The organism is Rhizorhapis sp. (assembly GCF_035276005.1).
Lineage (GTDB): Bacteria > Pseudomonadota > Alphaproteobacteria > Sphingomonadales > Sphingomonadaceae > Rhizorhapis.
Map to the genome: position 1 here is coordinate 1 of NZ_DATEMB010000029.1, position 13,555 is coordinate 13,555.

At 61.8% G+C, this 13,555-nt stretch carries 15 protein-coding genes; 3 read left to right on the top strand and 12 right to left on the bottom strand.

The features are described from left to right. The 6 genes from VJS46_RS07000 to VJS46_RS07025 all read right to left on the bottom strand — a co-directional run. The coding region (locus tag VJS46_RS07000) for a DUF4863 family protein (RefSeq protein ID WP_324058958.1) at nucleotides 1–437 on the bottom strand (437 nt) is incomplete at its 3' end. Nucleotides 438–453: 16 nt separating this feature from the next. Beyond that, entirely contained in the window at nucleotides 454–1,698 is a 1,245-nt protein-coding gene (locus VJS46_RS07005) for an NAD(P)/FAD-dependent oxidoreductase (RefSeq protein WP_324058960.1), read from the bottom strand. After that, a complete protein-coding gene (locus tag VJS46_RS07010; RefSeq protein ID WP_324058962.1) occupies nucleotides 1,695–3,254 on the bottom strand; it encodes a benzoate-CoA ligase family protein in 1,560 nt (519 codons plus the stop codon). Before VJS46_RS07010 ends, VJS46_RS07005 begins: the two co-directional genes overlap by 4 nt. A gap of 60 nt (nucleotides 3,255–3,314) precedes the next feature. Next, a complete protein-coding gene (gene boxB, locus VJS46_RS07015) occupies nucleotides 3,315–4,712 on the bottom strand; it encodes a benzoyl-CoA 2,3-epoxidase subunit BoxB (protein WP_324058964.1) in 1,398 nt (465 codons plus the stop codon). 100 nt (nucleotides 4,713–4,812) lie between these two features. Beyond that, entirely contained in the window at nucleotides 4,813–6,498 is a 1,686-nt protein-coding gene (gene boxC / locus VJS46_RS07020) for a 2,3-epoxybenzoyl-CoA dihydrolase (RefSeq protein ID WP_324058966.1), read from the bottom strand. Between the two features lie 71 nt (nucleotides 6,499–6,569). Further along, nucleotides 6,570–7,466, bottom strand: a complete 897-nt coding sequence (locus VJS46_RS07025; protein ID WP_324058968.1) for a shikimate kinase — start codon at nucleotides 7,464–7,466, stop codon at nucleotides 6,570–6,572. Between the two features lie 41 nt (nucleotides 7,467–7,507). On the opposite strand from VJS46_RS07025, the gene VJS46_RS07030 reads away from it, so the two are divergent. From VJS46_RS07030 to VJS46_RS07040, 3 genes are all read left to right on the top strand, one after another. Then, the gene (locus tag VJS46_RS07030; RefSeq protein ID WP_324058970.1) at nucleotides 7,508–7,972 is read left to right on the top strand and encodes a flavodoxin family protein; all 465 of its coding nucleotides are present in this window, start codon (nucleotides 7,508–7,510) and stop codon (nucleotides 7,970–7,972) included. A gap of 11 nt (nucleotides 7,973–7,983) precedes the next feature. Continuing rightward, nucleotides 7,984–8,463, top strand: coding sequence for a hypothetical protein (locus VJS46_RS07035; RefSeq protein ID WP_324058972.1), 480 nt, complete (start codon nucleotides 7,984–7,986; stop codon nucleotides 8,461–8,463). A gap of 126 nt (nucleotides 8,464–8,589) precedes the next feature. Then, a complete protein-coding gene (locus VJS46_RS07040; protein ID WP_324058974.1) occupies nucleotides 8,590–9,603 on the top strand; it encodes an aldo/keto reductase in 1,014 nt (337 codons plus the stop codon). A gap of 7 nt (nucleotides 9,604–9,610) precedes the next feature. On the opposite strand, the gene VJS46_RS07045 is transcribed toward VJS46_RS07040, so the two are convergent. The 6 genes from VJS46_RS07045 to VJS46_RS07070 form a co-directional block, all read right to left on the bottom strand. Beyond that, complete coding sequence (locus VJS46_RS07045; protein WP_324058975.1) at nucleotides 9,611–10,033, bottom strand: thioesterase family protein; 423 nt, start codon at nucleotides 10,031–10,033, stop codon at nucleotides 9,611–9,613. 244 nt (nucleotides 10,034–10,277) lie between these two features. Next, nucleotides 10,278–10,730 carry a cytochrome C gene (locus tag VJS46_RS07050; protein ID WP_324058977.1) on the bottom strand — a complete coding sequence of 151 codons (453 nt, stop codon included), beginning with the start codon at nucleotides 10,728–10,730 and terminating at the stop codon, nucleotides 10,278–10,280. Between the two features lie 12 nt (nucleotides 10,731–10,742). After that, nucleotides 10,743–11,243 (bottom strand): methylamine dehydrogenase light chain, encoded by a 501-nt coding sequence (locus VJS46_RS07055; RefSeq protein ID WP_324058979.1) that lies wholly within the window; start codon nucleotides 11,241–11,243, stop codon nucleotides 10,743–10,745. Between the two features lie 22 nt (nucleotides 11,244–11,265). Further along, nucleotides 11,266–11,877, bottom strand: coding sequence for a methylamine dehydrogenase accessory protein MauD (gene mauD, locus VJS46_RS07060; RefSeq protein ID WP_324058981.1), 612 nt, complete (start codon nucleotides 11,875–11,877; stop codon nucleotides 11,266–11,268). Further along, complete coding sequence (locus tag VJS46_RS07065) at nucleotides 11,874–12,419, bottom strand: MauE/DoxX family redox-associated membrane protein (RefSeq protein WP_324058982.1); 546 nt, start codon at nucleotides 12,417–12,419, stop codon at nucleotides 11,874–11,876. Before VJS46_RS07065 ends, mauD begins: the two co-directional genes overlap by 4 nt. Continuing rightward, on the bottom strand, nucleotides 12,419–13,516 hold the full coding sequence (locus VJS46_RS07070) for an amine dehydrogenase large subunit (protein WP_324058985.1): 1,098 nt from the start codon (nucleotides 13,514–13,516) through the stop codon (nucleotides 12,419–12,421). The genes VJS46_RS07065 and VJS46_RS07070 overlap by 1 nt, the downstream gene beginning before the upstream one ends. Nucleotides 13,517–13,555: the final 39 nt, after the last annotated feature.

Genomic DNA, 13,555 nt, shown 5'->3' on the forward strand with positions numbered 1-13,555 from the left:
ACCAGGGCTTTGCCGCCGGATACGGTCGGATGGTGCGCTGAGCCCGGACGATACACTTTCCAGCCAGCGCCGCGCCCATCGAACTGTGCTGCCGCATCGATCGGCATGATGAGATCGATCTCGCCATTGGGATGGCTGTGATGGGGTCCTACGACATCGTCCATTTCGACGACATCGACCGACATGCCGTTGAGCACGTCCGCGGCAGGCACAGCGCGCCCGAACTTGATGCCGCCCGCTTCACGCGCGCAAAGCCAGCCCTCCTCGCATCCCTGCCGGCAGAGATCAGCCGTTTTTTCGAACCAGGCACTCCCTGCCGGGAATTCGCTGTTCAGCCGGTCCTCAAGGTCTGGACCAAGCGCCTGTCCGCCGATCGCGGCCGTGACTGTAACAAGATGCGTGACGAATGCTTCGGGTGTCGCTGGACGTTCGCTCATAATCTCGATTCCCTGTTCATGCGGCCTGGGCCGCCAGCCATTCCTTCAACTGCCGGCCTGCATCGGCCAGTTCCTCTGCGTCGGCGGCAATGCCCAGTTCAACCAGCTTGCGGCCATGTGAGTAATCGCGCGCATTGTTCACGCAGTCGAGCGCGACAACTTTCCCGCCCTTCAGATAAACCACGGAGAATTTGCGGCTGGCGGGGTCACCGCGCAGCACAGCCTGGTCATAGCCGGTGGAAAGACCAACCGTCTGCAGCTTGAGATCATATTGGTTCGACCAGAACCAGGGGGTCGCCGCATATTCCGTTTCCTCGCCGCAGATGGTTTTGGCCACCGTCTGGGCCATGTCGTTGGCGTTCTGCACGGACTCAAGGCGGATCACTGCGCCATCCGCAAAGCGGTTGGCATGCGCGGCGCAATCGCCGATGGCAAAAACGTCGGGCAGCGTGGTTCGGCACTGGGGGTCGACAAGGACACCGTTGCTCCCTTCCGCCCCGGCGGCGATCAGAGGTTCGACGCAGGGGATGATGCCAATCCCGACGATCACCAAATCTGCGGACAAGAGCTCGCCAGAACGGAGCCGGACTCCCGAAACACGCCCCTCGCCCTCCAGCGCCTCGATCTGCTGGTTGACCCTCAGATCGACGCCATGCGCGCGATGGTCGGCTTCGTAGAAGCCGGACAGCTCTTCACCTGCGACGCGCGCCAGCACGCGCGGAAGCGCCTCAAGCAAGGTCACTTGCTTGCCGAGCTTGGAAAACACTGCGGCGGCTTCCAGGCCGATATAGCCGCCGCCGATCACGACGATCCTTGCGACGCCAGGCAACTCGGCCATGATGGCGTCGACATCCTCGCGGTCGCGCACGGCGTGGACGCCAGGCAGATCCGCGCCCGGCAGCGGCAGCGCGCGGGGATCCCCCCCGGCGGCCCAGATCAGCTTGCCATAGCCGATGCGGGGGCCGTCCTGGCATTCCACCGCATGGTCCTGTGGGTCGACAGAAATCACCGTGCGTCCGAGCAGAAGGTCGACCGCCTTTTCCCGCCAATATTCTGCGGGCCGAATATAAAGCCGCTCGAACGCACGCTCCTGGGCCAGATATTCCTTGGAGAGCGGCGGCCGCTCATAGGGCATTTCGGTTTCGCGCCCGACAATGGCGATCGAGCCCTCGAAACCGGCGCCACGCAAGGCTATCGCCGCCTGCGCGCCGCCATGACCGCCGCCGACAATCAGGACATCATAGGACAAGTTTTGGCTCATGCTTCTTTCCGCAAACGGAAGCGCTGGATCTTGCCGGTGGCCGTCTTGGGCAGCTCATCGACGAAGGTGATCCAGCGGGGATATTTATAGGGTGCCAGACGCTCCTTGACGTGCGTCTTGAGCCTTTCTTCAAGGGCGGCATCGGGCGAAACCTGATTGTGGAGCACAACATAGCCATGAGGCTTCACAAGGCCGTCCTCATCCTCTGCTCCCACCACCGCTGCTTCGAGCACGTCAGGGTGGCTCGCAAGCGCCTCTTCCACCTCAATGGGCGACACATAGATGCCCCCCACCTTCAGCATATCGTCGGCCCGTCCGGCGTAGGTGAGCCAGCCGCCCTCGTCCATCACATATTTGTCACCAGTGATGGTCCATTCCCCGCAGAAGGTGGCTACCGATTTGTCCCGGTTACGCCAATAGCCGATCGCCGTCGTCGGGCCGCAGACGTGGAGATTGCCGATTTCTCCTATGGCAGCCTCCCTTCCATCGTCGCCCACCAGACGAACCTTATATCCATCCACTGCGCGGCCCGTGCAGCCGTAGCGCACGGCGCCAGGGTGCTGTGAAACGAAAATGTGAAGCATTTCGGTCGAACCCAGCCCATCCAGAACGTCAGCGCCAAAGCGCTCGTTGAAGGCCTGTCCGATATGGGGAGGCAAGGCTTCGCCTGCGGAGGTCGCGAGACGCAATGCGGGCGCCTCTTCCTTCGTGGGACAGCAGGAATGCGCCAGCCAACCGGCAAGAAAGGTCGGAACACCGGCCAGGACCGAGACCTTGTGCTGCTTCAAAAGATCGGTGACCGGTTCGGGTGTCGCCCGGCCATTGAACAGGACAACGGTCGCGCCCGCGGAATAGGGGAAGGTCAGCGCGTTGCCCAGGCCGTAGGCAAAGAATTGCTTGGCGATCGAAAGGACGACATCGTCCTCGCGGATCCCCAGGGTCTCACGGGCATAGAGGTTGGCCGTCAGGCGCATCGAGCCATGCAGGTGCATCGCCCCCTTGGGTCGTCCGGTCGAGCCGGAGGTATAGAGCCAGAAGGCGACATCGTCCCGATGCGTGGCTGCCGGACGAGTTGCGGGTTCGGCTTGCACCAGCAGGGACTCCAGATCCGCCCAGGGCCCGCCTTCGCTGGATACGAAATGGACATGGGGTTCGGAAGCGGCGATCGCCTCCCACTTCTCCGCAAGCTCTGCCGAAACGAAGACGGCGTTGGCGCCGCTATTGTGCAGGATCCAGGCGTAATCGTCGCTGGTCAGCAGCGTATTGAGCGGGATCGGGACCACGCCCGCCCGGATCGCGCCCAGGAAGATGGTCGGAAAATCGCGCGTATCAGTCAGGCACAGCAGGACGCGCTGGTCGCGCTTGATCCCCAGATTTGCGAAAACCCCGCCCATGCGCGCGACCCGCTCGCCCAGCTCGGCATAGGTGCAAGTCCCGCGATGGTCGATAATGGCAACCTTGCCCGGATGACGGGCAAGGTTGGGCGCGAGCAGGTCTTCCGCTGCATTGAACGATTCCGGCAGCTGCGCAATGGTGCGCGCCTTTGCTGTGTCCATCAGTGCTCTCTCCTCAGGGGGCGCCTGGTTGTTCCGGACCGCCCCCTTTATCGAGCGGCCTCAGGCCGCCCGGACGTAATCAAACTCGAAGGCCATGTTATTGATGCCGCGTTCCGGCGGACTGGTCCAGTTCGCGCATTTGCCGATTTCGGTGACGCCGACCATCAGCGATTTGACATAGACCCGGTCGGCCTGGCTCGGCAACGCCGCCTGCACTTCTTCGGGAGAACAGGGCTTGCCTTCGGTATTGAAGCTAAGGCCGGCAAACACACCGACATTGCGGTTGAACCGCTCCGACGGCAGCTTCAGTTCGAGCTGGAAGCCCGCCTTGGCAATCGTGCGGTTCCAACGGGTGAGCCCGATGCCGCAGTCGCGCACATAGGCATTGCGGGTGATGAGGTTCATGGCATTGCGCGTGGCGACCCGTTCAAGACCTTCGGGCGTATCGACTTCCTCGAAGCTGTCGGAACAATCATGATCCTCGAAAGTCCCTTCGTCCGGACGTCCCTTCAGGCCATTGGCGAAATAGGTTGCCGCATTGGAGCTGATCTCTGCGCCGAAGAGGTCGAGCGCCGAGGAATACCAGAAGTTGATGTAGCGCTGCAGCAGCGGCAGGTCGATCACGCCCGCCTTGCGCAGGGTTTCAGGATCGTCGGTCCCAAGCTTCTGCATCTCGTCAAGCGTGCGCCTGATGATCCGCGCGATGCCGGTTTCGCCGACGAACATGTGGTGCGCTTCCTCGGTCAGCATGAAGCTGCAGGTGCGCGCCAGCGGATCGAAGCCGCTCTCGGCCAGCGACTTCAACTGATATTTGCCGTCGCGGTCGGTGAAATAGGTGAACATGTAGAAGGACAACCAGTCATCGATCGGCTCGTTGAACGTGCCGAGGATGCGTGGATTGTCGACATCGCCCGAGTGGCGATAGAGCATCTCCTCGGCTTCCTCGCGTCCATCGCGGCCGAAATAGGCGTGCAGGAGGTAAACCATCGCCCAAAGGTGGCGGCCTTCCTCCACATTGACCTGGAAGAGGTTGCGCATGTCGTAAAGCGAGGGCGCAGTCAGCGCGAGCAGGCGCTGTTGCTCCACCGATGCTGGCTCGGTATCGCCCTGGGTGACGATCAGGCGGCGCAGGGCCGAACGATATTCGCCGGGAACCTGCTGCCAGGCCGGCTTGCCCTTGTGGTCGCCAAAGCCGATCGTGCGGTCTTCCTGCTTGTCGGCAAGGAAAATGCCCCAACGATAATCCGGCATCTTCACATGGCCGAAGGTCGCCCAGCCCTTGGCGTCGACGGACGTGGCAGTGCGCAGATAAACCTCATGCCCCTGATAAGTCGTCGGGCCCAGTTCCTTCCACCAATCGATAAAGGCCGGCTGCCAATGTTCAAGCGCGCGTTGAAGCGCCCGGTCGTTCGAAAGGTCCACATTGTTCGGTATCCGAGACTGGTAGTCGATCGCCATGCTTATTCTCCCATGCTCCCTTCGTGCGGGGCACTTGATATTGAGTTCTTGAACAATCGCCGCCGCCCGGGAGGAGAGAATGGGCGGCGGCGATCGGAGGTCACACGCGCTTCTTGTCGAATTCGGCGCGGCGACCGGTACCAAACAGCTTCAAGGCACCGCCCTCGCCCACGGCGTTGGGACGGATGAAAATCCAGTTCTGCCAGGCGGACAGGCGGCCAAAGACCTTCGACCAAAGCGTTTCCGGTCCAGCAAAGCGCAAGGAGGCTTCCATGCCGGTACAGGCATCGGGCGAAAGCCCTGTGCGTTCGTCGATGGCAAGGCGAACCTCATCCTCCCAGTCGATGTCGTCGGGGGCAAAGGTCACAAGGCCAAGATCATGCGCTTCGCCCGAGGGGATCGGAGTGCCGGAAAGCCGTTCGACTTCGGCAAGCCGGTCAGGATCGCCAAGAAAGCGCGACTGAAGACGGGAAAGGCCGTGGCACATCGGATAAAGCCCGAAATTGGCTTGGCCAAGGTGCATCACGGGACCCTTTTCAGGATCGGCGATCAGCTCGAGCATATAGCCACGATCGGCCGCGAAGGCGAGTTCAGCCAGCGTGCCGGCAAAGGCCGAACCCGGCTCGATAACCGCATACATGGAGCGCGAGGACACATCGAGGCGTGACAGCGTGCGGCGCAGCATGCCGATCACCTCGTTTACGAACCAATGCGCGCGATGCGCGATCATCGCATCGTCATAGGCCAGCACTTTCGTGCCGTCGCCCGTCGTCTTGAGCACCCAGAGCCCCAGTTCCGGCTCATTGGTGCGCAGCAACAGGATCGCATCGTCAAGTTCGCGCGCCATCTGCAGCGGCCAGAATGCGGTGCCCTCGGCCTGCATCGCAGCGCCATCGGGGGGCGGCGCATCGACAGGCGTCTTGATCGAAATGGTGGCAAAGCCGCGAGCGCGGTCGAAGGTCACATCGACCTGGCTGTAATGATAGCCGGCCTCGTCGATGACGCGACTGATCGGCGTCAACTTCACCCCTTCGGCCGCCGCCGGGCGCGCGCTCTTGGCGGCAAGCGCTTCGGCCCGCTCCTTGACGGCTTCCGCCCAGCGTCCACGCGGCGCAATATCGTCGACAAAACCCCAATCCTTGGCCCGGCGCCCACGCACGCCCTCTTCCGAAGTGCAGAAGACGTCCGCCAGATCCTTGCGCACCTTGCGCTTGTCGACCACGCGGGTAAGGCCGCCGGTTCCGGGAAGCACGGCGAGAAGCGGAACCTCGGGAAGCGAAACAGCCGAGGAACGGTCGTCGATCAGCAGGATCTCGTCACAGGCGAGCGCCACCTCATAGCCGCCGCCAGCGCAGGTGCCGTTGACCGCCGCCAGGAATTTGAAGCTGCCATTCTCGGAGGAATCTTCAAATCCGTTGCGGGTTTCATTCGTGAATTTGCAGAAATTGACCTTCCACGCGTGGCTCGACGTGCCGAGCATGTAGATGTTGGCGCCCGAGCAGAAGATGCGGTCCTGGCCGCTGGTCAGCACGACGCATCCAACTTCGGGATGCTCGAAGCGCAGGCGCTGCACAATATCGTGCAGTTCCATGTCGACGCCCAGATCATAGCTGTTGAGCTTCAACTTGTAGCCCGGAACGAGTCCCCCATCCGGGTCCACGTTCATCGTAAGGGTGGCAATCCGGCCCTCGATGCTGACACTCCAGTGCCGGTAGCTGTTGCCATCCAGGTCGTAAGTAAACAACGCCGCTCCCGGCGCATCAATTTCAGCAGGCAGGGTTGCCATCGAATCGCTCCTCAATCCCGATCACGAAACGCACAATAGCGCATTGATAGGAATCAAACAAGCAATATAATTCATTTCATGAGGTCGATGGCGATGCTTTCAAGCTGCTTCAGCGTCTGGTCAAAGTCCTGCGCCGAGGTGTCGAGCCGGGCGTCGGCCCGGCCATAATCGGCCTCGCGGGCCGCAAGAATTGTCTTGAGGTCGTTCATCGCCGCGCGATTTCCGGTCATGGGCCGCAGGTCGCCTTGCGCCACCACCCTGTCCATATGGTCTTCGGGCTTGGCCTGCAGCCAAACGGTCCAGGCCGTGCGCAGCAATTGGTCATAAAGCTTGCCATCGGCGACAATGGCCCCAGGCGCGGCCACCACGGCCGCGGGATTGTGCTGACAGATGTCCGCCAGCACTTCCGCCTCGTAGCGCCGCAACGCTGACGGCCCATTGATTTCGAGCAGCACCCCTATGGAGCCGCCATAGCGCCGTTCGACCTCTTTCGACATCTCGAAGAAAGGAGCGCCCATGCGATCGGCAAGCGCCTTTCCCAGCGAAGATTTTCCCGCGCCGCGCAGGCCAATAAGGGCGATGCGCCGCCCCTTCCCGTCCAGCCCGTCAGGCTGCTCGCCAAGCCATTTCAACGCCCCCTGAACCCGTTCTGGCGGCAAGCGGCGCAACAGCTGGGCCGCCTGCGCGACCGCCTGGTCCCGCTCCCCACCCATCGGCAAGAGGTCCGCCATCGCCATGCCCAACGCATCGGCAATCGCCAGCAGCATCTCCACGGAGGGATTGCCGGTCCCCGCCTCAAGATGCGCCAGATAGCGCTCCGACGCGCCCGAGGCGGCGGACAATTGCTTGCGGGTGAAGCCAGCCCGCGCGCGGGCCGAACGAATGCGCCGCGCGATTTCCAGGCTGCCCGCGAAACTTTCTTGATCTGACTTCGGGTTGGTGGCTTGCATATCTGCTATATATTGCATATTGGGTTTCTTTACGACTCATATTTCGAAATTGGAGACCTATGTCGAGCGGAAATCTGCGCGCCGGCATCTTCGTTGCTACGATGACCGGGCTTGCCGACATGTGCGGAGAAGAAATTGAAACCGCATTGTCCGGTGCTGGAATAGAGTGCGAGCGCCAGCTTATGGACGGACTCGATGCTTCGGCGTTCGATGATTTCGGGCTTCTGGTGATCGTGTCGTCCACCTATGGGCATGGCGAAATTCCCGACAATGGCCAGGCGCTCTTCGCCAGCCTTGAAGGGGGAGCGGACCTTGCGGGCAAGGACTATGTGGTCTTCTCGCTTGGCGACCGTACCTATGCCGACACCTTTTGCGCTGCCGGCGACCGGTGGGACGCGGTGCTGGCGGGTTGCGGGGCGCGCCGCCTCGTCGATATTGAACGCCATGACGCATCGAGCGGCACGCTTGCCGAAGATGTCGCGGGCGAGTGGGCGGCCGGTTGGGCCAGCCAGGCAGCAGCCTGAGGAGGATCGCCATGGAAATACATGAAGCCGATGCTGAAATGCGCGCCGCCCATGCTGCTATCGGGGGATTCATCGCCCGCTGCTCGCTGCTCGATTATCGTGTCAGCCAGTTCGTGGCGCGCTGGTTCTGCACGCAGGAAAAGCAGAAATTCCTTTCCTATACCTTGAAAGCGATGCCGTTCGCCGAAAAGCGCCAGGTGATCGAGGAGCGACTCGTCAACTGGCACAATGATGCACAGGCTCTGCGCGATGCCATGGCCGAAATTTCCGCAGTTCTCGAACGCCGCAATCTCGTGGCCAACGGCGTCCTTTCGCGCCGTTCGTCGGGAGCGCTGTGCATCAAGAGCTTTTCCGCAGCGCGTTTTATTTCGGAGGAAGGGGCGATCGACATTATCGAGATCGCCGAACTGCCCATCTGGTCGGAACGGGCGAGCGAGTTGTCGGAACGGCTCATCGCCGTCGGGCTGGGCCTGCGCGACGCGGCCCATTAGGGAACAGATCGCCGCAATTTCCTGTCATTCGCGATAGATCGGGCCGTCACCGCAGAAGATGGTTCTCCGCCTTCGTGAATGACGGCAAAGGAATTTGTACCCATCCCTCAAAGGAGCAGCGGAATCATGTTGGGACAAACTCTGGTCGGCCGCTCCGGTCTGCGCAGTTCCGAAATCGCGCTTGGGACAATGACCTTCGGCGATGGCCGCAACTGGGGTTGTCCGGCGGAAGCCGCGCAAGAGATCATGACGCGCTTCGTCGAAGCAGGCGGAACGACGATCGACACCGCTCCCAACTACGCCAATGGCCTTGGTGAGGAGATTGTCGGCGCATTTGCTCGCGGCCGGCGCGAAGAGCTCGTCCTTTCGACCAAATATACCGCCTCCAGTTCCGCGCACCCGCTGGCCGGAGGGAACAGCCGGCGTTCGATGATCCAGTCGGTTGAGGGCAGCCTTCGCCGTCTCGACACGGACCGCATCGACCTGCTGTGGCTGCACTTCTGGGACTTTACGACCCCGCTCGAGGAAATCCTGCGTGCCGCCGACGATCTCGTGTCGTCGGGGAAGATCCTCTATTTCGGGCTTTCCGGCACTCCCGCCTGGCTCGCCTCCCGCGCGGTCACGATCGCCGAGCAGCAAAGGCGCGCACCTGTTGTGGCCGTCCAGCTTGAATATAATGCTGCGTCCCGCGGTGTGGAGCGGGACCTGCTGCCGATGGCGGACGCTCTCGATCTGGCGTGCTTCTGCTGGGGACCGCTGGCCGCAGGCGCGCTTACAGGAAGCGAACAGCCGCAACGCCAGAATCTCGACAAGCTGTCTCCGGCCCTGCGCGCGGTGCGCGACGGCCTTTTGGTCATCGCTGCCGAAACCGGCCACTCCCCCCGGAAGCTCGCCCTCCGATGGCTGATGCAGTCTGGCAAGGGGCGCATCCCGATCCTGGGAGCGCGCACGCCCGAGCAGGCGAGCCAGATCCTTGCCGAGGCCGGCGAGCCGATTGACACCGAAACCTTTGCAAAGGTCGATGCACTGGCGGAAGCCGGGACATTGTTCCCCACTCCGCTGATCCGGTCGAGCTATTTGCGGAAGTTCGCGCTCGGCAACCCGGCCCTCCTAAGCGAGCCGGACCGCCCGCGGAGCTGACTGCGCTTCATTCCCCGCGCAGGCGCGCCGCCAGTTCATCGGGAAGGGGCACGCTCTCGATGCCCGGTTTGCCGTCGCTGCGGTGAGCAGCCCAAACCCGCACCTCGCTCGCTTCGATGCAGAGCGTTCCATCCTTGGAAAGGCGATGCTCCAGCGAGAAGCTGGAACGGCCTACATGCGTGATCCGCGTTTCGATTTCCACTTCGTCGCCAAAACTTTCCGGCGCCATGAAACGCGCGTGGGTGTCGGCCATCGGCCAGCCGACAATGCCGTTCGAACGGATGATGTCCGCCTTTTTCCGGCCCGTCGCAGCTTCAATGAGCCGCGACGTCGACGTATCGAACGCAGCAAAGAACCGGGGGTAGAAAACGATACCGGCAGGATCGCAATCCCCCCACTCGACAATCCAGGTGCGCTTATTGGCAAACATTCGGCCTCACTCTTGCGTAGTTAAAGCCACAAACGGGCGCACTATAAACAACGAGAACACCCATGACCGAAAATGGCTTGTCGTCCAAGGAACTAAAGCGAAGGGCCTCAAACTGCGATCACCTGCTCTCCGTTCGCCCTGAGCCTGTCGAAGCCCGATCCTGTTCTGGACGAGAAGTGGAGGCCGCTTCGACAGGCTCAGGCCGAACGGGAGAGAAGTGGCGCTGATTCAATGTACAACTGCTTCAATGCTGCACCGGTTTTTCGGCGGCGAAGCGGCTTACAAGCCGCTCGCGCACCTGTGTAACCTCCAGCAAACGCTTGGCGCGGTAGGATGCCACCTCCTCCGGGGTGTAGGGATCGAACGTTCCGGCAGCGGGCTTGTCCATCGTCGTGATCATCCAATTTATGAGTTCCGCGAGATCAGCATCGCTCAGTTTGGAATTGGCCGAGCCCGGCACCTGAATGAGGAACTGTCTTCCTCCTTCAACCGTCAGGAAGCTCGAAATCTCGCCCTTCAGGGACGGAACCTTCCCGGTCATGCCGCTGCCGTCCGGCAAATGGCATCCCTGGCACTCCGTCATATAGTTGACGCGTGCAGGGCGGCCATTGCGCGACAGATTGGGCGCCGGCGCCACACCATTTGCGGCAAGGCCCATGACCAGCACCGCTGCTGCCAGGATCAGCGAAATACGCACTGCCTCTCCCAGCTAAGCTGTGCCCATCACGACGGCGGTCGAGCAGTTGTAAACAATGCCGACATCCGTACCCAGGCACCAGTTGATGTCGTTGGAGCTTGACGGTTGGTGGACCGGCGTATCGCCTTCATTGCGATTGCACAGGCAGCGGCCGCAGGCGGATTTGCCGCAACAATCATTATAGGAAATCACATAATCCTTGCCGTCGACGGGATTGCGGCAGGTGCCGACCCAGGTGATGGGCGAAGGCTCGGTTCCCGGCGGACAGGTGGACGTGCTGCCGCCGCAGCAGGAACAGAGAAAGCCGTCAATGGCGCAATAGCGCCAATAGTCGCAGGACTGCGGATCGCCGCTTTCGCCCGGCTGCTGCGCCGCATTGGCGCGTGACACCGGCAGCAGCGGCAGCGAAGCCGCGATGCCGGCCGCGCCCATCCGGGCAAAGAAGCTGCGGCGAGACATGGTCCGTGCGGCCGTGCGGCTCATCCGTTCCATGATCCTGTCAAGTCTATTCATTTTTCGCTCCGTCTTATCTCGATCAGGACGCCAGTTCGCGGCGCGCCATATAGTCTTGGATGGAAGCAATGCCGGTGCGCTGCGCTTCGAACAGGCTTTCGACATGCTCCCGATTGTTGATAAGCCCCTTGGCCGCCACCTTGCCGTCGGGACCCAACAGCACGGCATAGGGCAGCTTGCCCACGCCGTGCGCCCGGCCGAGGTCGGTGGAAAGCACGAAGGGATAGTCTGACAGCTTTTCGCGCAGGATCATCTTCATCTGCGCCGCCTCATCGCCATCGCTGGCAAGGACGAGACGCGTGCTCTGCCGGTTTTCCTTCGTCATCGAAACGAGGATCGGCAACATCGTCTTGCAAACCGGGCAAGTGGGCGAGAGGAAGAAAAGCAGGGTCGAACGGCCGTCAGTGGAGGTTCCGCCGATACGAACCTCCCCTCCTGTCAGGCTGGGCAGTTCGAACAGGGGCGCCGTCTCCCCCACCTTGGCGCCGCCCGACAAAGTGAGCGCCCCCACCGGTCCAAGCCGTTCATGCAACATGCCGACCTGCCTGAAGAGCCCGACGATCAACAGCGCCATGGCGATGATCGCCGCCCATTGCAGGGCGAAGGCCGTGAAAAAAATTCCGCTCATCATCATGACATGGCCTTTCCAAAGCTGGCAGCACTCAACTGACCGAATGCCACATATAGCAGGGGGAAGGCTACGAGCGCCCCCAGCGCCGAAATCCAGTCGATCATTGCAAGGGGCCGCGGCATCGCGATGGCGCTTGCCACGCCCAATGCCACAACCGCGAGCACTGCATTGCGCCCGACGAGATACCAGTTCAAGGGCGCACCCTCTGCCGCAAAAGCGTTGCACCCGCAATCGATGTGCCGCCGCCCGCGCAGCAGGTTGATGCCGATCGAGGCGGCATAGATCAGCAGCAGCGCGGCAATGCCGAACAGGCTCGGCATCAGCATGCCGAAACGGCTGCTGACCAAGGCAGCGAGACCAAGCAGGAGTTCACTTGACGCCACCAGCAGCGCGACCGGCAGGACCAGCGGATCAGGCAACAGGCGGTAATTCCCGACGGTCGCCACGAACGCTGCAAAGCCCATCAGCTTCGAAATGCCGCCAATGGCAAAGAGTCCCCCAAGCAGAACGCTCGCGACCAGCACGAGCAGCGGGTCCAACGCCATCACCGCCCCGCCACAGGAGCGGGCTGGATCACCGTCATCGTGGACCCCAGACCCTCGATCTTGCGCAGCAATTCGCCGCTCATCGCGTCATAGACCTTCAGCTCCTTCTCTTCGAACATGGTCGTATAGAGAAGCGGCTTTTCATCCTGGCTCACAGCGACGGACATGGCCATTTTATCGAGCTTGATGCGCTGAATGCGCTTGCCCTTGCTGGCTTCATAGACCCAGATTTCGGTTCCGGGGTCCTTGTGGGTGTTCACACCGCCTTCGTGCATCAGGACATAGAGCCTGTCCGTGCCACGATGATAGGCTGCGGTCTGAAGCGCTCCAGGCCGCCAGCCTTCCTCGCCCTTGCCGCTCAGTGACCATGTCTTCGTCACCTTGGGCAGGTCGCCTTGTTGATCGATGACATGAACCTTCCCGCTGAAGCTGAAGAACAGCCATTGTTTTCCGGTCCACACCCCTTTTTCGCTCACAGGATCGCCAGGCGCGAAAAGCTGCTTTGTCGTGCCGCCCAGGGTGACCTTCCCTGCGCTGTCGAGGCTCGCCGCCTGCAGCGCGCCGTCGCTGCAGATCAGGAAGAATTTGGACGGGCTCGTGGGATAGATAAGGCCGCAGCCGGACGTAGCGAATTCGCCCACCAGCTTCTGCCCGGCCAGGTCGACCACCGTCACCGATTGTTCGGGCGTGAAGTTATAGATCAGCGCGAACTTGCCCCCCGGCATGACCGGCTGGGCAGAAATGAACGGCATGCCATTAAAGCGCTTGGGCGGAAGGATGACCTCAGAACCGGCGGCCAGGTCCTTGGTCTTGTAAAAGGTCGCCACGTCCGTCCGCTCGCCCCGCGTGCCACGGGAAAAATAGGTGGAAACGGTCGCAAATCCCTTGCCGTCCGGTGTCAGCAGAAGCGAGCTATGGGCATAGCCGCTGCTGATCATCCCCAGCATCCGGCCAGTGTCCGCATCGAGGAGGTAAGCCCGCCCATCGAGCATGCGGTCAAAGGAAACATCGTTCACCCAGACCCAATGGGGCTGCATCACTTCCGGGAGGCTCTCGACCGTGAGAGTCTCTGGCTCCAGCTCAGCCTGAGCCGGCATTGCGCCAGCAAGAAGAAGCAAGCACGCCAATTTTGCAAA

Excerpts from the sequence above, each read along its gene's own strand:
- VJS46_RS07005 (WP_324058960.1), bottom strand. The coding sequence starts at position 1,698 with ATGAGCCAAAACTTGTCCTATGATGTCCTGATTGTCGGCGGCGGTCAT.
- VJS46_RS07010 (WP_324058962.1), bottom strand. The coding sequence starts at position 3,254 with ATGGACACAGCAAAGGCGCGCACCATTGCGCAGCTGCCGGAATCGTTC.
- boxB (WP_324058964.1), bottom strand. The coding sequence starts at position 4,712 with ATGGCGATCGACTACCAGTCTCGGATACCGAACAATGTGGACCTTTCG.
- boxC (WP_324058966.1), bottom strand. The coding sequence starts at position 6,498 with ATGGCAACCCTGCCTGCTGAAATTGATGCGCCGGGAGCGGCGTTGTTT.
- VJS46_RS07025 (WP_324058968.1), bottom strand. The coding sequence starts at position 7,466 with ATGCAATATATAGCAGATATGCAAGCCACCAACCCGAAGTCAGATCAA.
- VJS46_RS07030 (WP_324058970.1), top strand. The coding sequence starts at position 7,508 with ATGTCGAGCGGAAATCTGCGCGCCGGCATCTTCGTTGCTACGATGACC.
- VJS46_RS07035 (WP_324058972.1), top strand. The coding sequence starts at position 7,984 with ATGGAAATACATGAAGCCGATGCTGAAATGCGCGCCGCCCATGCTGCT.
- VJS46_RS07040 (WP_324058974.1), top strand. The coding sequence starts at position 8,590 with ATGTTGGGACAAACTCTGGTCGGCCGCTCCGGTCTGCGCAGTTCCGAA.
- VJS46_RS07045 (WP_324058975.1), bottom strand. The coding sequence starts at position 10,033 with ATGTTTGCCAATAAGCGCACCTGGATTGTCGAGTGGGGGGATTGCGAT.
- VJS46_RS07055 (WP_324058979.1), bottom strand. The coding sequence starts at position 11,243 with ATGAATAGACTTGACAGGATCATGGAACGGATGAGCCGCACGGCCGCA.
- mauD (WP_324058981.1), bottom strand. The coding sequence starts at position 11,877 with ATGATGATGAGCGGAATTTTTTTCACGGCCTTCGCCCTGCAATGGGCG.
- VJS46_RS07065 (WP_324058982.1), bottom strand. The coding sequence starts at position 12,419 with ATGGCGTTGGACCCGCTGCTCGTGCTGGTCGCGAGCGTTCTGCTTGGG.
- VJS46_RS07070 (WP_324058985.1), bottom strand. The coding sequence starts at position 13,516 with ATGCCGGCTCAGGCTGAGCTGGAGCCAGAGACTCTCACGGTCGAGAGC.